This is a genomic window from Megamonas sp. (assembly GCF_986095205.1).
This window is the reverse complement of the sequence record NZ_CFQVBI010000018.1, coordinates 33,702-51,864: the sequence shown is the minus strand read 5'-3', so window position 1 is coordinate 51,864 and position 18,163 is coordinate 33,702. Positions and strand designations below refer to the sequence as shown.

General features: G+C 30.4%; 14 protein-coding genes. 8 read left to right on the top strand and 6 right to left on the bottom strand.

Going from position 1 to position 18,163, the window contains the following annotated elements; translation table 11 throughout:
* Positions 1 to 6 precede the first annotated feature (6 nt).
* Entirely contained in the window at positions 7 to 774 is a 768-nt protein-coding gene (locus tag AC5LAX_RS03085; protein ID WP_288909338.1) for a serine hydrolase, read from the bottom strand.
* Between the two features lie 288 nt (positions 775 to 1,062).
* Here AC5LAX_RS03085 and gdhA point away from each other — a divergent pair, with 288 nt between their 5' ends.
* Both gdhA and uvrA read left to right on the top strand, forming a co-directional pair.
* Complete coding sequence (gdhA, locus tag AC5LAX_RS03080) at positions 1,063 to 2,412, top strand: NADP-specific glutamate dehydrogenase (protein ID WP_288909337.1); 1,350 nt, start codon at positions 1,063 to 1,065, stop codon at positions 2,410 to 2,412.
* A 222-nt stretch (positions 2,413 to 2,634) separates the two neighbouring features.
* A complete protein-coding gene (gene uvrA / locus AC5LAX_RS03075; protein WP_075555331.1) occupies positions 2,635 to 5,481 on the top strand; it encodes an excinuclease ABC subunit UvrA in 2,847 nt (948 codons plus the stop codon).
* 50 nt (positions 5,482 to 5,531) lie between these two features.
* Here the strand turns inward: uvrA and bioF are convergent, their stop codons facing one another.
* From bioF to AC5LAX_RS03050, 5 genes are all read right to left on the bottom strand, one after another.
* Positions 5,532 to 6,686 (bottom strand): 8-amino-7-oxononanoate synthase, encoded by a 1,155-nt coding sequence (gene bioF, locus AC5LAX_RS03070; protein ID WP_288909336.1) that lies wholly within the window; start codon positions 6,684 to 6,686, stop codon positions 5,532 to 5,534.
* Positions 6,687 to 6,704: 18 nt separating this feature from the next.
* Positions 6,705 to 7,463 (bottom strand): 6-carboxyhexanoate--CoA ligase, encoded by a 759-nt coding sequence (locus tag AC5LAX_RS03065; RefSeq protein ID WP_288909335.1) that lies wholly within the window; start codon positions 7,461 to 7,463, stop codon positions 6,705 to 6,707.
* Positions 7,464 to 7,468: 5 nt separating this feature from the next.
* Positions 7,469 to 7,948 (bottom strand): hypothetical protein, encoded by a 480-nt coding sequence (locus AC5LAX_RS03060; protein ID WP_008537322.1) that lies wholly within the window; start codon positions 7,946 to 7,948, stop codon positions 7,469 to 7,471.
* A 114-nt stretch (positions 7,949 to 8,062) separates the two neighbouring features.
* Positions 8,063 to 8,974: a DMT family transporter gene (locus tag AC5LAX_RS03055; protein WP_288909334.1), complete on the bottom strand. Its 912-nt coding sequence runs from the start codon at positions 8,972 to 8,974 to the stop codon at positions 8,063 to 8,065.
* Positions 8,975 to 9,251: 277 nt separating this feature from the next.
* Positions 9,252 to 9,458: a hypothetical protein gene (locus tag AC5LAX_RS03050; protein ID WP_018998695.1), complete on the bottom strand. Its 207-nt coding sequence runs from the start codon at positions 9,456 to 9,458 to the stop codon at positions 9,252 to 9,254.
* Between the two features lie 267 nt (positions 9,459 to 9,725).
* Here AC5LAX_RS03050 and hsdR point away from each other — a divergent pair, with 267 nt between their 5' ends.
* The 6 genes from hsdR to AC5LAX_RS03020 all read left to right on the top strand — a co-directional run bounded on the left by hsdR (position 9,726) and on the right by AC5LAX_RS03020 (position 18,142).
* Positions 9,726 to 13,016: a type I restriction-modification system endonuclease gene (gene hsdR / locus AC5LAX_RS03045; RefSeq protein WP_288909333.1), complete on the top strand. Its 3,291-nt coding sequence runs from the start codon at positions 9,726 to 9,728 to the stop codon at positions 13,014 to 13,016.
* The gene (locus AC5LAX_RS03040; protein ID WP_288909332.1) at positions 13,013 to 14,434 is read left to right on the top strand and encodes a class I SAM-dependent DNA methyltransferase; all 1,422 of its coding nucleotides are present in this window, start codon (positions 13,013 to 13,015) and stop codon (positions 14,432 to 14,434) included. Before hsdR ends, AC5LAX_RS03040 begins: the two co-directional genes overlap by 4 nt.
* Position 14,435: 1 nt before the next feature.
* Positions 14,436 to 15,809, top strand: coding sequence for a restriction endonuclease subunit S (locus AC5LAX_RS03035; RefSeq protein WP_288909331.1), 1,374 nt, complete (start codon positions 14,436 to 14,438; stop codon positions 15,807 to 15,809).
* Positions 15,810 to 15,962: 153 nt separating this feature from the next.
* Positions 15,963 to 16,409: a DUF6978 family protein gene (locus AC5LAX_RS03030; protein ID WP_288909330.1), complete on the top strand. Its 447-nt coding sequence runs from the start codon at positions 15,963 to 15,965 to the stop codon at positions 16,407 to 16,409.
* An 18-nt stretch (positions 16,410 to 16,427) separates the two neighbouring features.
* Positions 16,428 to 17,186: a DUF1829 domain-containing protein gene (locus AC5LAX_RS03025; RefSeq protein ID WP_288909328.1), complete on the top strand. Its 759-nt coding sequence runs from the start codon at positions 16,428 to 16,430 to the stop codon at positions 17,184 to 17,186.
* A 95-nt stretch (positions 17,187 to 17,281) separates the two neighbouring features.
* Positions 17,282 to 18,142, top strand: a complete 861-nt coding sequence (locus AC5LAX_RS03020) for an AraC family transcriptional regulator (protein WP_008537330.1) — start codon at positions 17,282 to 17,284, stop codon at positions 18,140 to 18,142.
* Positions 18,143 to 18,163: the final 21 nt, after the last annotated feature.

Below are 18,163 nucleotides of genomic sequence, written 5' to 3'. Positions count from 1 at the left end.
TCAAATTTATTTTTGTGCTAGATAATTATAAATATATTGCCCTAGTTTTCCCATTTCACGACCACCGATAGCATTTGATTTTAAATTAGAAGCAAAAATAATAATACTATAAGTGCCAAAATCTGCTTCTAAAATACCACCATCATGTTCGACAAAATCAAGCATACCTGTTTTATGATGGAATATGATATCCTCATCCCAATAATAAGGAATGCGGTCTCTAAATTGTTGGCGAGCTAAGATTTGCCATGCGATATTAAATCTTGCTAAATGACGATTATCATAGATATGACAAAGTAATTTATGGTAATCATTTACAGTTAAATAATTTTCTCTACCTTGCTTACTTGCTTCAAAATCCATCATATAACGTTGAATTTTTGTCTTTTTTAAATTTAATTTATCAGCATAAGCTTGAATATTATGCATACCTAATTTTTTTATGAGAATATTTGTAGCTAAATTATCACTAAGGACAATCATTAGACTAGCAAGAGCTTTGATGCTGACTTTTGTATCGCTATCCATTTCTTGTAATGCGCCACCACCTTCAACATGTGGTACATAATCAATAGAGATTTTTTCATTAAAATCTAAATCACTAGCGCATAATGTAGCTAAAATAAGAACTTTAATCATACTAGCTGATTTATGAAGGTGATTTTCATTTAAGCCAATTGTTTCTTGGGGATTTTTCAGATTGCAGATTAAATAAGACCAATCTCCATCTAATTTTTGTACATAATCATTTAGATAATTTTGTAATTTATTCATGATAACACATCTTTTCTGTATAATAATTAAATTATTATCTATTATATCATACTGTACACAAGAGCCAAAATACGTGATAAATACCTGCTATAATGGAGTTTGGAAATACTGTATACAGTATTTAATTGTAAATTTGTAAAAAATATCTATGCAAAATAAAAATGACGTGCTATAATGATTTACGTTAAATACAGAAAAGGTATATAAGTAAAATTTATATACCTATTTTATTTTTTTTTTTATGATTTGTGAATAAAGATATTTCTATCAAGGAGTTGTGGTTTAATCATGAGTTTAAAAAACGCATATTTACAGAAAGTTTACGACAAAGTAGTAGCTAAAAATCCAAACGAAGCAGAATTCCAACAAGCAGTTTATGAAGTTTTAGAATCTATTACACCTGCAATTGAAAAAAATCCTGCTTATGAAAAAGCTAATATTATTGAACGCATGGTTGAGCCTGAACGTATGATTACTTTCCGTGTAACATGGGTTGATGATAATGGTAACGTACAAGTAAATCGTGGCTATAGAGTACAATTTAACTCTGCTATTGGACCATACAAAGGTGGTCTTCGTTTACATCCTTCCGTATGCGCTTCTGTAATTAAATTCTTAGGTTTTGAACAAGTATTGAAAAATTCTTTGACTACTCTTCCTATGGGTGGCGGTAAAGGCGGTAGTGATTTCGATCCAAAAGGTAAATCTGATATGGAAATCATGCGTTTCTGCCAAAGCTTCATGACTGAACTTGCAAAACATATCGGTGCAGATACTGACGTTCCTGCTGGTGATATCGGCGTTGGTGCTCGTGAAGTTGGTTACTTATTTGGTCAATACAAACGTCTTCGCAACGAATTCACTGGTGTATTAACTGGTAAAGGTTTATCCTTCGGTGGTTCTTTAGTAAGAACTGAAGCAACTGGTTATGGTTTATGCTATTTCGTTGAAGAAATGTTAAAAGATAGTAATACATCTTTTGCTGGTAAAGAAGTTGTAGTATCTGGTTCTGGTAACGTTGCTATTTATGCTGCTGAAAAAGCTATGGAATTAGGGGCAAAAGTTATTGCTATGAGCGATTCCAATGGTTATGTAGTAGATGAAGCTGGTATCAAACTTGATGTTGTAAAACAGCTTAAAGAAGTTGAACGCAAACGTATTAAAGAATATGCAAATCTTGTTGAAGGTGCACAGTATTATGAAGGATGCAAAGGTATTTGGACTGTTAAATGCGATATTGCTCTTCCTTGTGCAACTCAAAATGAAATTGATCTTGAATCCGCAAAAGCTCTTGTAGCTAACGGCTGTAAAGTTGTTGGTGAAGGTGCAAATATGCCTTCCACTATTGATGCAATCAACTATTTCTTAGATAATAAAGTTCTCTTTGCTCCTGCAAAAGCTGCAAATGCTGGCGGTGTTGCTACTTCCGGTCTTGAAATGAGCCAGAACAGCGAACGTTTAAGCTGGACATTTGAAGAAGTAGATGCAAAATTACATGCAATCATGGTAAATATCTATAAAAATGCAGCAACAACTGCAAAAGAATATGGCTTTGAAGGTAACCTCGTAGTAGGTGCGAACATTGCTGGTTTCTTAAAAGTAGCAGATGCTATGCTTGCTCAGGGTTATGCTTATTAATAAGTGATTTAAAATGTAGATTAAAATAATATAAAAGTGCAGAAATTTATTTTCTGCACTTTTTTTATTTTATAAAGCTATCGTTAATCAATAAAAGTTTGCAAATATCAAAAATAAATTCTTATTTAATAATTATTATTAATATGATATAATTAATAGTATAAAACTAGGATTTATAAATGATTTTAAATTTGATAATAATATAAATAAGGAGGATATATTTTGTCTGATTTTATAACAGTAAAAGGAGCAAGAGCTCATAATTTAAAAAATATAGATGTAAAAATTCCTCGTGATAAATTAGTAGTAGTAACAGGATTGAGTGGCAGTGGAAAATCTTCATTAGCTTTTGATACGATATATGCCGAAGGTCAACGTCGTTATGTAGAGTCTTTATCTGCATATGCTAGACAATTTTTGGGGCAGATGGATAAACCAGATGTCGATTATATAGAAGGACTATCTCCAGCTATATCTATTGACCAAAAGACAACAAGTCATAATCCTCGTTCTACAGTGGGAACAGTTACCGAGATTTACGATTATTTGCGTTTATTATTTGCTAGAGTGGGAAAACCTCATTGTCCAAAATGTGGTAAACCTATCACTCAGCAGACAGTAGACCAAATGGTAGATAATATCATGAGTTTGCCAGAACGCAGTAAATTATTGATCATGGCACAAATCATTCGTGGGAAAAAAGGCGAACATAAAAAAGTATTGGAACAAATTCGCAAAGAGGGTTATGTGCGTGTACGCATTGATGGCGAAGTTATAGATATTAATGAAGAAATCAATCTAGAAAAAAATAAAAAACATACGATTGAAGTTGTAATCGACCGCTTGATTGTGCGTGAAGGCATTGAACAACGTTTAGCAGATTCACTTGAAACTGCTTTAGATATAGGTGAAGGAATTGTCTATGTACAAGTAGTTGATGGTGAATTATTGATGTTTAGTCAAAATTTTGCTTGTATAGATTGTGGTATCAGTCTGCCAGAGATTGCTCCGCGTATGTTTTCATTTAATAGTCCATATGGGGCTTGTCCTGAATGTAGTGGACTTGGCAGTCATCAACAATTTGATATAGATTTAGTAATGCCTAATAAAAATTTAAGCCCAGCAGAAGGTTTATTTGCACCATTATCTAAAAATCCAGCTTCTTATGCTATGGTACAGATTGAAGCTGTATTAAAAAAATATGGTTATACTTTAAATACTCCATGGAATGAAATCGATAAAAACATTCAAGAGTATTTGATAAATGGTTCAGGTGAAGAAAGATTTAATTATTCATATGTGAATATGTATGATGAATATAAAGAGTATTTTTCACCATTTGAAGGTGTAATGCCTATGCTTGAGCGTCGTTATAAAGAAACTAATTCAGATATAATGCGAGAATCATATGAAGCATATATGAGCACTACACCATGTCCAAAATGTAAAGGGGCAAGGTTAAAACCAGAAGTATTGTCCATCACTATTGGCGATAAAAATATAAAACAAGTAACAGATATGACTATCGCTGAAGCTAGTGAATTTTTCAAAAATCTAAAATTCACTGAGCGTGAAGAAATCATTGCTAAACAGATCATGAAAGAACTTCATGCTAGATTAGGCTTTTTACTAGATGTAGGGTTAGAATATTTAACATTATCTAGAGCAGCAGGCACTTTATCTGGTGGGGAAGCTCAGCGTATTCGCTTAGCTACACAGATTGGTTCAGGTTTAGTCGGTGTATTATATATTTTAGATGAACCTAGTATAGGACTTCATCAAAGAGATAATAATAGATTATTAGCTACATTAAAACATCTTCGTGATTTAGGAAATACTTTGATTGTGGTAGAACATGATGAAGATACTATGTATGCAGCAGATTGTATTATTGATATAGGGCCAAAAGCAGGAGCTGGTGGCGGTGAAGTAGTAGCTCAAGGAACTGTTGAAGAAATCAAGCAAAATTTAAATTCAATAACAGGGCAATATTTAAGTCGTAGAAAATATATACCAGTACCAAAAGAGCGAAGAAAAGGCAATGGCAATTTTATCGAAGTTGTCGGCGCTAAAGAAAATAATTTAAAAAATATAAATGTAAAATTTCCATTAGGTGTATTTACTGTAGTAACAGGTGTTTCTGGTTCTGGAAAATCTACTTTGGTAAATGAAATATTGTATAAAGGTTTAGCAAGTAAATTATATACAATAAAAGGAAAACCAGGTAAACATAAAGAGATAAAAGGCATTGAAAATATAGACAAAATCATCAATATTGACCAATCGCCAATAGGTAGAACACCTCGCTCTAATCCTGCGACATATACAGGTGTATTTGATAGCATTCGTGAATTATTCAGTCAAACTAATGAAGCGAAGATAAGAGGATATAAACCTGGTCGTTTTAGTTTCAACGTCAAAGGTGGACGTTGTGAAGCTTGTCATGGTGATGGCATTATAAAAATCGAAATGCACTTTTTACCAGATGTATATGTTCCATGTGAAGTTTGTAAGGGAGCGAGATATAATCGTGAAACTTTAGAAGTAAAATATAAAGGAAAAACAATATCTGATGTACTCAATATGACAGTTGATGAAGGCTGTGTATTTTTTGAAAATATACCTAAAATTTATCGCTATATGAAAGTATTACAAGATGTAGGACTTGGTTATATTCAATTGGGACAGCCAGCGACGACATTATCTGGCGGTGAAGCACAGCGTGTAAAATTAGCTTCTGAATTAGCTAGAAGAAGTACAGGCAAAACTCTTTATATTTTAGATGAACCGACAACAGGACTGCATACAGCAGATATTCATCAACTTTTAGATGTATTACAGCGATTAGTTGATGGTGGAGATACTGTAGTTGTCATTGAACATAATCTTGATGTGATTAAAACAGCAGATTATTTGATTGATTTAGGTCCTGAAGGTGGCAATCGCGGTGGTACTATTGTAGCTAAAGGAACACCAGAAGATATAACGAAAGTGAAAGCTTCATACACAGGGCAATTTTTAAAACCTTTACTTGAAGAAGGAAAAAGATTAAATAAACGAGATGCATAAAAATAAAGACCTTGATAATATAATTTATGTATTATCAAGGTCTTTTTATATTAAAGTAATTTAATTAATTCAGTGATAACAAAATTTAAATCTTCTTGTGTATGACTAGCTGATATAGCAAGACGCAATCGACTTTGATTTTGTGGGACTGTCGGTGGACGGATAGCAGATAAAATAATATGTTTTTCATAGAGTTTTTGAGCTATTTGCAGAGCTTTTTCATTGCTATGCACAATAATAGGCACGATAGGAGTCGTTAAGTTTATATCTATATTATTTTGTCGGAATAAATCTTGTACATAGGAAATATTATCGTATAATTTATCTACTAATCTATTATCGTTAGCGATTAGGGATAATGCTTCAAGGCTACTTGCTATATCTGCTGGTGTCAATGCTGTAGAAAAAATGTAACTGCGAGCCTTATTGATGAGATATTCAATAAGAATTTTTTTGCCAGCGACAAAGCCACCTTCAGAAGAGAGGGCTTTGCTTAAAGTGCCTAACTGAATATCAATTTTTCCTTGTAGGTGAAAATGTTCTACACTGCCATGACCTTTGCCCAAAACTCCTGTAGCATGAGCATCATCAACCATAGTTAAAGCATTGTATTTATGTGCTAAATAAGCTATTTCATCTAAAGGAGCGATATCGCCGTCCATACTAAATACGCTATCAGTAACGATTAATTTCGTATGAGAATATGGCAAATTTTTTAATATATTTTCTAAATCTGCCATATTTTTATGACGATAAATTAAAGTTTTAGCTTTGCTGAGTCGACAGCCATCAATTATACTTGCGTGATTTAATTCGTCGCTGATGATGTAATCATTATTATTAGTCAATGCATTGATAGTGCCAACATTAGCCATATAGCCAGTATTAAAGACCAATGCTTTTTCTGTAGATTTAAACTCAGCAAGTGCTTGTTCTAATTTGGCAAATAAAATATGAGAGCCAGATATTAAGCGTGAGCCACCAGATCCTGTACCGTATTTTTCGATAGTATCAATAGCAGCTTTTTTCACTTGTGGGTGATGTGTAAGCCCTAAATAATTATTAGAAGCCATCATCAAAAATTCTTCATTATCTTTTAGAACTTTAGTGGCAGAAATGGGAATATAAGTTATAGGTTTTCGATATAATTGCTGTTGATGTAAAAATTCTATTTCAGTTAAATATTTATTTAAATTATCTTGCATGATAAACTCCATTTCAATTTATAAATTAATATCTACAAGTACGGGTTGTCTTTCAAGATAATTTTGCAAAGCTGTGATATCTACAGGTGTTTTTACAAAAAATACTCGACCACCTTGACTGCTATGTAGTGGTTTCATTTTAGTAATGCGGTGATAAATATTATTGGCAGATACATAACCGATAATATAATTAGGATCATCAGACCAACATAATTCTCCTACGACATTTGGTGCGGATAAAACTTTACTAGCTAAAACGAGAGCTTCTTGTACATGATTGTCTGTATAGCCTAATTCATCAAAATGTTTTTTTGCTTGTAATGTATCTTTAAAATCCATGCGACTGACGCGAATTCCTCTCATGCCTGTATTATCCAAGCGTTTTCCAGTAGTGGCATCAATTAAAATAGCACCACGCATCATATTTTCTTGTAGTGATAATAAAGATGACATAGCATTATCTATGGCTATTTTGGAAATTCCTGCATTTGCTAGAAATTCACAAGCATTTTTATGTCCATCATTTACATCAATAGCTGTATACGTTTCCATCTTAAGCATGGGAATAGTTATGATATCTTTGGGTTTGACTTCTTCAATAGTAAGGCGGATAAAATCTGCTCTGCCTTTTTCATGAGTTAAAGCTCGTTGAATTAATTTTTCTGTGATTGTAGTCAAATCTTGTGTTGTAATCAAACGTTCAGCACCGGAAATATGATGACCACCATGTTCATGGGCTCCACCTTGAGCTGAACGCATACGAATACTATAGAGCATAAATATTATCTCCTTTTATGAATTATTTTCTTTAAGATATTTACTAAAATAGGGGAAGCTATAGCAGTGAAGATAAGTCCAGGAATAGTAAATAAAATCATGGAAAATGTCAAAGCTCCTAGATTGCCTAAAAAGAAAAATAGACTAAATCTAGCGATGAGTGAAGCGATAGGGCCAGCGAAAATTATCATATAAAGATGGTTTTGAGCTAAATATAAAAGTAGACCAACGATTAGACGAAATTGCATGGCAATAGCTACATTTAATATATTTTGTGTACCTAAAGCTAAACAGATTACACTAGATAAAATGCCACTGATGATATATTTTTTAAAACCAAAGACACTACAAATAGCTACAGCTAGTGGAGCTGATAATTGGAATTCAATGCCAGGAATGATATTAGGAATTTTGATTGAGCCTAATATAGAAATCATGGCAACTAAAATAGCAATTTCACAAAGTGTAGAAGTTTTATATCTCATATTGTCAACCTTTCTATAATTTTAGTTAACATTTTAAAGAAAGATGAGATATTTGTCAAATAAAAAAACAGATATAGATTTCATAAGAAAAATATATCTGTAGATTAGTTTTATTTAATTAAAGATTTTTTTTAGTTTTGTAAAAGGAATGGTCAATAATCCTAGGGCAAATAAAACAGTGAATAGACCGATTAAAGATAAGATAGTAGGTATTTCTTGATAAAAGAAGATACCAAAGAGCATAGCAGCTATAGGTTCACCAGAGGCTAAAATGGCAACTTTGCCAGCTTCGACATAATTTAAAGCTACAGTAAAGCAAATATATGGCAATACAGAAGTAAGCAAAGAATGTAATAATAAAAATCCGCTCATAGGCGCTGGGTCAATTTGAATGATTTCCCAAACTTTTAACCAATCCGTAAAAGGCAATAAAGCTATGCCAACAGCCATTAAGCTATAAACTGTAACGGTAAAAGAATGATAACCTTTGAGCATGGCGATTTTTGAAAAAATGCTATAAGTGCCATAAAAAAATGCACCTAAAGTGCCAATGATAATTCCGATAGTAGTCCATTTCATAGCACCGGCTTCTTCTAGGACTCCGCTGGAAAAAATACAGCCGATTAAAGCCAAGATTGCACAGATAGTTTTTTGTGAAGTGAGTTTTTCTTTAAATAGAATATCAGCTAAAATAAGTACAAATATAGGGGCAAGGCTCAATAAAACAGCGGATAAAGATAGAGTTAATTCATTGATAGCAAAATTGTAACAAAGATTTAGACCTAACATACTGAAAATGCCCGCACAAAGGAAAATCCATAAATCTTTTAATTTTATTTTTAATAGAGATTTATCCAAATATAATAAACCGGCAATGATAATAATAATAGCAACAACAATGCGAGTTTCCACTATAGAGACGCTATTTAATCCTAATTCACTTAGTTTTCGAACAAATATGCCAGCTGAACCCCACATTATGCCTGACAAAATGGGAAAAATTTGAATCCATTGTTTTAATGTCATAAAAGTAACGCTCCTAAAAATAGAATAAATAAATTTTCATATTTTTAGATTATACTATGTCAATAATCGGCTAACAATAGATTGGCTTTAAAGAATTAAATTAATAAAATAAATAGAGAAATAAAAAAAGAGCTTATTAAAGATAGTTAAATCAATAATAAACTCCATTAAAATTATACACAAAAAACAAATTAAAATTAATATATAGGTTTTGATTTGAAGACATAAGTGTATTTATGTCAGAGGTATAATAATAGCCTACAATATATTATTAATATTATTGTAAACTATGTGCGCTGTGATAAGAAGCTTCTTCTTCGTCATCTCTTTTAGTGATAAGTCTATAAGTGATGAGATTTGCTAAGAAGCCTAAATAAATAATGCCTAAAGTTAAAGCAGTAATTGTTGGATTATTTATATAAAGGGAAAGAATGAAACTTGCAATAGCTACTAATAAAGCACGAATAATAAGAACAGTTTTCATAATGAAATTCCTCCTGATTTTAAAAAATATATATAAAATGTTGTATAATTTTTTTCGTGAAAATTTATTTCGGTTATTATTATAACGCTTTATAATCAAGAGTCAATGAATTTGAAGAAAGTTTATATCTTAAAATTGTTGCTAAATATAGCTATTTTCAAAAAATTTTTTAATATGTAAAAATAAGTGTATTATTTGCGTAAAAAGATAGAATTTAATATTATAATAAATATTATAAGTATAAAAAATAATTTATGGTGATAGATTATGAGTAATTTTGATTTTTTAAAAGAAAAATTTCCAGTATTAGCAAATTTAGGTGATTTAGCAGAAAAATATTTATATACAGATCCTAATTCTTGTCTAATTAAATTAGGTATGATAGGGGAAACTGTTGTAAATTTAATTTTTGAATATGATAATATAAAAAAACCGACAGAAGATAAAGCAGTAAATCGTATAAATATTTTAATTCGTGAAGGTTATATTGATGAACAACTTAAAAATATTTTACATGCTTTGCGTAAAGCAAGAAATAAAGCTGTTCATGAAAATTATGAAAAGCCTTGTGCTCTTTTATTAGAATTTGCCTATGTGCTTAGTGAGTGGTTTATGCAAACTTATGGAGATTATAAATATGAACATAAACCATTTGTTTTGCCTAAAAAAGAAGATATTTATTATACAAATATTGAAGAAAACGAATTACAGCAATTAACACAATCTGCATTGCAAACAGCTTCTAAAGCAAAAGTTATTAAAAGAGATAAACGTTTGAATTTAATAAAATCAGCAACAGATAGATTAAAATTAACAGAAGAACAGACAAGATATATCATTGATGCACAACTAAGAGAAGCTGGGTGGCAAGTAGATACAAGAAATATTCGCTATAGTAAAGGCTCAAGACCACAGAAAAATGTAAATATGGCAATAGCTGAATGGCCTACAATGACAGATAAAAAAACTACAGGTCATGTAGATTATGCGTTATTTATTGGTTTGAAACTTGTAGCAGTAGTAGAAGCTAAAAGTATAGATAAAGATATTTTATCTGTAATGGATTATCAAGCTAAAGAATATGCTAGTCAAATTATAATTGATGAAAAATATTTAATTGGTCAATATGGTGATTATAAAGTTCCTTTTGTATTTGCGACAAATGGTAGACCGTATTTAAAACAGATAGAAACAGCTTCGGGTATTTGGTTTAGAGATTTACGCAGTAGTTTAAATTATCCTGTGGCTTTGAGAGGTTTTAAATCTCCAGAAGGATTGCAAGAATTATTGCAATTAGACATAGAAAAAGTAAATAGTGAATTAACAAATTATAATCAAGGCTTTTTAGTAGATAAGCAAGGTTTGAATTTGAGATATTACCAAGTAAATGCGATAAAAGCAACTGTTGATGCTATAGTAGCAGGCAAGAAAAATATTTTATTAGCTATGGCTACAGGTACAGGAAAGACTCGCACTATTTTAGGCATGATATATCTATTTTTAAAAACAAAGAGATTTCATCGCATATTATTTTTAGTGGATAGAACAAGTCTAGGCGAGCAAGCTTATGAAACTTTTCGTGAAGTAAAGCTTGAAGAATTGATGACTTTAGATGAAATCTATAATATAAAAGGGTTAAATAATAAACAGATAGATAGAGAAACTAAAATACAGATAGCAACTGTACAAAGTATGGTTAAAAGATTGTTGTATCAAAATGATGAAGATGGTGAAAAATATAATAAAATGCCGTCTGTTAGCGATTTTGATTTAATCATTGTAGACGAAGCTCATAGAGGTTATATCTTGGATAGACAAATGAGCGAAGAAGAACTTTTGTATAATAATCAACAGGATTATATCAGTAAATATCGCTATGTCATTGAATATTTTGATGCTGTCAAAATAGGGCTTACAGCTACACCAGCACTGCATACTACAGAAATTTTCGGCGAACCAGTATTTACTTATTCTTATCGTGAAGCTGTTAATGATAGATTTCTAGTAGACCATGATGTACCGCACAATATTCGTACAAGATTATACAATGAAGGTATAGTCTATCATAAAGGCGATAATATGTTACTTTATGATACAGCTACAAAAGAGGTAACAAATGTAGCTTGCTTAGAAGATGAAGTTCATATCGAAGTGGATAAATTTAATCGTGAAGTAATCACCGAAGATTTTAACCGCAAAGTCTTAATCGAAATCATAGAGAGTATCAGTCGAAAAAATAATCAAAAAGATGAAGATAAGCAGGGAAAAATATTAATTTTCGCTGTTGACGATAATCATGCAGATTTAATCGTAAAAATCTTAAAAGAAATTTGCCCTGATTATAATATTCCTAGTGATACAATTATCAAAATCACTGCTAGTGCAGGTCAAGGAAATAAAGACCGTATTTTAGAATATATACGTCGTTTTAAAAATGAAAAAGATCCTTCCATTGTTGTTACTGTAGATTTATTGACTACAGGTGTTGATGTGCCGAAGATAGATACTCTAGTATTTTTACGTAGAGTGAAATCTCGTATTTTATTTGAACAGATGTTAGGCAGGGCAACTCGTCTATGTCCGCAAATTGATAAGACTTGTTTTGAGATTTATGATCCTGTAGGTGTATATGAAGCTTTAGACAGTGTAAATACTATGAAACCTGTCGTAGTAAATCCTAATATCAGCATAGGAGATATCATCAATAAAATAAAAGAAGATAATGGCATATATACAGCAGATGAACTGAAGTATAAACAAAATCAATTAGAGCAATTAGTCGGTAAATTAAATCGTAAACAGCAATCTATGAGCGATAAAAAGAAAAAAGATTTCAAAACAATGACAGGTAAATCAACAACTGATTTTATTGACGAATTGAGAGCTTTGCCAGTAGAAAAAATTAGCTCTTATATACAAGAGCATGAAAGCTATTTTACTTTTTTACAAGAAAAAGATGCTTGTCATGGCAAGACTCGCATTATTTATGAGGGTGAAGATGAAGTAGTATCTCATACTAGAGATTATGGAAATACGCAAAAACCACAAGATTATATAGAAAGCTTCACTCAATATTTAAAAGATAATATGAATGAAATAATGGCTTTGAAATTAATCTGTACAAAACCTAGCGATTTAAAACGTGAAGATTTAAAAAGATTATGCTTAAAACTAGATAGTAAAGGTTTTAGTCAAACACATTTAAATACAGCTTTAAATCAAATGACTAATCAAGAGATAACAGCAGATATCATCAGCATAATTCGTCAATGTATGCTTGGCAGTGCTAGAATTAGTCATGAAGAACGTATAAAAAAGGCTATGGAAAAATTGAAAGCAAATCATTATTTTTCTGTAAGTGAAGAAACTTTCTTGAAAAGCATAGAGAAATATTTATTGCATGAGTCTGTAATTAATAAAGAAACCTTTGATACAGATACAAGATTTGTAAAAAAAGGTGGTTTTAAAACTATTGATAAAAAATTTGGCGGACATTTAGCAGAAATTATAGTAGAATTAAACCAATATTTATATGAAGATGGAGGAAAAATAGCTTGAACACACAAGAGATAGTAGCAAAACTTTGGAATTTATGTAATGTACTAAGAGATGACGGTATAACTTATCATCAATATGTAACAGAACTCACCTATATTTTATTTTTGAAAATGGCAAAAGAAACAGGTGTAGAAGCAAATATTCCTGAAGTATATCGCTGGGATAATTTAGTAAATAAAAGCGGTATTGAATTAAAAAATTTCTATAAAGAATTATTAGATAAATTAGGCACTAATACTACAGGCAGAATTAGAGAGATTTATCAAGGTTCAGCGACCAACATTGAAGAACCAAAGAATTTAGAAAAAATAATTAAAACTATAGATGAACTTGATTGGTACAGTGCTAAAGAAGAAGGCTTAGGCAATCTTTATGAAGGTTTGCTCGAAAAAAATGCCAATGAGAAAAAATCTGGAGCAGGGCAATATTTTACCCCTCGTGTACTTATTGATGTGATTGTAGAGCTTGTAGCACCACAGGCAGGCGAACGTTGTAATGATCCAGCTTGCGGAACTTTTGGCTTTATGATTTCTGCAAATAATTATGTAAAATCTCAAACTGATGATTATGATGATTTAGATGAAGAACAAAGTGATTTTCAATACAAAGAAGCTTTTACAGGTTGCGAATTAGTACATGATACACATAGATTAGCTTTGATGAATGCAATGCTTCACGATATTGATGGCGATATCATGCTTGCTGATACATTATCCAATCAAGGAAAAGCATTAAAAGATTTTGATGTAGTGCTTGCCAATCCTCCTTTTGGTACGAAAAAAGGTGGTGAACGTGCAACACGTGATGACTTCACTTATCCTACGAGTAATAAACAGTTGAATTTCTTGCAACATATTTATCGTAGTTTAAAAGCCAATGGCAAAGCTAGAGCAGGTGTTGTACTTCCAGATAATGTATTATTTGCTGACGGTGATGGCGAAAAAATCCGTGCTGATTTAATGGATAAATGCAATCTGCATACAATTTTGCGATTACCTACAGGGATTTTCTATGCTCAAGGTGTAAAAACGAATGTATTATTTTTCACACGTGGCAAAACTGATAAAGATAATACAAAAGAAGTGTGGTTCTATGATTTAAGAACGAATATGCCTTCTTTTGGTAAAACAAATCCACTCAAAAAAAGTGATTTTGCCGATTTTATCAAAGCTTATACAGCAGAAGATAGACATAAAATACAAGATGAAAGATTTTCTGTATTTACAAGAGAACAAATTGCCGAAAAAGGCAATAGCCTTGATTTAGGCTTGATAAAAGATGATAGTATCTTAGATTATGAAGACTTGCCAAATCCTATTGATTGCACAGAAGAAATGATTGCAGACTTATCCGAAGCACAAGCCTTGCTTAGTGAAGTTGTAAATGAATTAAAATCCTTAGAAAATGGTGAGGCTTAAAATGGCAAAGAAAAAACAAATAGAGTTAACCATAGAAGAAAAATTGCAAAATGCCTTAGTACCAAAAGAAGAACAACCATATAAAATACCAAATAATTGGTGTTGGGTAAGATTAGAAAGTATAAATAAATATAAATCAGAAACATTAAATCCTAAAAATGCTATGGAAAAAATGTTTGAGTTGTATAGTGTACCAAGTTTTGATAATAAATATCCAGAAATATTAATAGGTAAGGATATAGGATCTAATAAATATATTGTTAAAAAAAATGATATTTTATTATGTAAAATAAATCCTAGAATAAATAGAGTATGGCAAGTTTATCAGCATACGAACTTTGGACAAATATGTTCATCAGAATGGATTGTCATAAGAAATGAAATATTAAATAAAAGTTTTTTAAGATATTATTTTACATCAGAATATTTTAGAAATAGATTATGTGAAAATGTATCGGGTGTAGGTGGTTCTTTAACAAGAGCAAAACCTAAGTTAGTTCAATTATATGAAGTACCATTATCCCCAATAAATGAACAGCAAAGAATAGTAAATATAATAGAGTCTTTATTTGCTAAATTGGATAGAGCAAAGGAATTAATAGAAAATACTTTAGCTCAATGGGAACAAAATAAAATGGCAATACTGCATAAAGCTTTTACTGGTGAATTAACAGTAAAATGGAGAAAAGAAAATAATATTGATTTATCTAGTTGGGAAAATGGTATATTAATGGATTTTTGTAAAATAAATCCTAAAAAGATTAATACAAAAGAATTTGATGATGATATGATAGTATCATTTATTCCTATGCCATGTGTATCGGATATTTGGGGGAAAATAGTAAAAAAGGAATTGCGAAAGCTAGGCGAAGTAAAAAAAGGATATACAAATTTTTGTGAAGGTGATGTACTTTTTGCGAAAATAACGCCTTGTATGGAAAATGGAAAATCTGCAATAGTAGATAAATTAGAAAATGATATAGGCTTTGGTTCGACTGAGTTTTATGTATTAAGATGTGATGAAAATAAATTGAATAACAAGTATTTACATTATTTTGTAAGACAAAAAACTTTTAGGGATGAAGCCAAAGGAGAAATGACAGGAGCTGTAGGTCAACAACGTGTACCAAAAACTTTTTTAGAAAATTATAAAATGAAAGTGCCTACTATTGAAGAACAACAGGAAATTGTTAATATTTTAGATAATTTATTGGCTAAGTATAATAAAATAAAAAATTTAGAACAGCAATTAGAGAAAATAGAATTACTGAAAAAAGCAATACTAGCTAAAGCTTTTCGTGGTGAGTTAGGCACAAATAACCCTGATGAAGAAAGTGCTGAAAATCTATTAAAAGAGATTTTAGCTGAAAAATAATTTAAGAAAGACTATCTCAAAAAAAGAGATAGTCTTTTTTTATTTATCTGTTATAATGAAAATTATAATTAAAAATAAAATTATTTTAGATATGATAGGTTATATATTAGAGAAAAATAAATTTTTATTATATAATAAAAGAAGGTAATAGATGTGGCTTCTATAAAAATCACTCAAGAAGAAGCAGAAAAATTATTGAAAATGTTAAAAAATACGTTAGTAGAACAAGTACAATTTCCCTCAGCAGGAAAATCAATAGAATTTAATGTTGAAGGAGAAACAAAAGAAGATATTTTTGTTATTAATATATTTAGAGGGAAAATAAATCGTTTGAAATATAATATAGGTGCTCGTGTTATGAAGAATGGGATTGTATTGTTAGAATTACATATAAATCCATCAAATAGACATCCTAATCCAGATGGTGAATTAATAACAGGAAATCATTGGCATATATATAGTGAAAAATATGGATTAAAATGGGCTTTTCCTGCTGATGATATAAATAGTGAGGATTTTGAAAAGAATACAATTTCATTTTTGATAAAGTTTAATGTGATTGAAAAACCTAATGTAATTTATCAAGTAGAGTTAATATAATTATGGGGAGGTGTAATCTTGGATATTCAAAAATTAATAAATGATTATACTGATTGGTTAAAGAGTGAAATTACTTTTGAAAAAATAGGAGAGTATTATGAGATTACTACTCCATATTTAGATAATGCAAATGATTATTTGCAACTTTATGTAAAACAAGAAGATAATCAAATTTTATTTACTGATGATAGTATGACTATTAATAATTTAAAAATGCACGGTATCACGTTGACGAAAAATCGTAAAATTCAACTTCAAAGAATATTGTATCAATATGGTGTTCAATTAGATGGTGATGAATTAATAGCAAAAGTACCAATAAATAATTTTCCTCAAAAAAAGCATTTATTTATTCAGGCTATGCTTAGAATAGATGATATGTTTTCGTTATCTAAAACAAGAGTTTCATCTTTATTTTTAGATGATGTGCAAGAATTTTTTGCGGAAAAAGAAATTTATTGTACAGATAATGTTCAATTTATGGGTAAATCAGGGTTTTCACATAACTATGATTTTCTGATACAGAGAAGTAAAACCAAACCAGAACGATTATGTCAAGCTGTTAACAATCCTAATAAAACAGCAATGAGTAATATTCTTTTTGCGTGGAATGATACCAAATTAGTTAGAGGAAATAATAGTCAATTAATTGTTATTTTAAATGATCAAAATTCTATAGGTAAAGGAATTGAAGAAGCTTTTATTAATTATGAAACAAAAGTAATTCGTTGGAGTGAAAGAAATAAAAATAGCAATATAGAGTTGCTATCTGCTTGATATTAATAAGTTGTTAAAGAGTTATTTACTAGATTTAGTAGATAACTCTTTTTATGTTAAAATAAGTGTACTAAATAAAATAATAAGAGGTAATTATGGAGAATATGAATAAGAATATTGCCTATGAGCATATAGATTTTTCGGAGATAACGAAGGTGCGTTTTTGTACTTTGGTGGAAAAATGTAATTATATACCTAATCATTGGCATCAATCCATAGAGTTTATTTATCTAATCAAGGGCGAGAGATTGGCGACTATAGAAAATAAATCGTTTTTGCTTCATGATGGTGATTGTGTTTTAGTCAATGCAAATGCTATTCATTCTATGAAATTGATGGAAACAAATACGATTATTTTGTTGCAAATTCCTATAGATTTTTTAGAGCAGTTTGTACCAGATATACAAGAGATTATATTTGTACTCAATGACAGTAAAAATACACCAAGAAAACAGGAATGTTTAAATAAGGTAAAATCTATATTATTGGAAATGAAAAGGGTTTATGACGCAAAGGAAGATGGATTTTTATTGAAGTTTAATAGTTTATTGTTTTCGTTGTTATTTGAATTGAAGACTCATTTTAGTGTGAAAATGATGAATGTCAATGTAGGTCAAAGGAAAAAAGATTTAGCTAGATTGAATATAATTTTGAAATATTTGCAAGAGAATTATAAGCAAAATATAGCTTTAGAGGATATAGCAAAATTAGTACATTTTCAGACGAATTATTTTTGTAGATTTTTTAAAAAGCATATGGGTGTTACTTTTATTGAGTATCAAAATCAAGTGAAATTAGCTTATGTTTATCGAGATTTAATCAATACAAAAGATAGTTTGTCTATGATTTTATCAAGACATGGTTTTAATAATTATAAATTATTTAGGACTTTGTTTAAAAAGCATTTTGGCGATACACCTATGAAGGTGCGTAAACATATTGTTGAGCAAGATTGATAGTTGGTTGGAGGTGAAGTG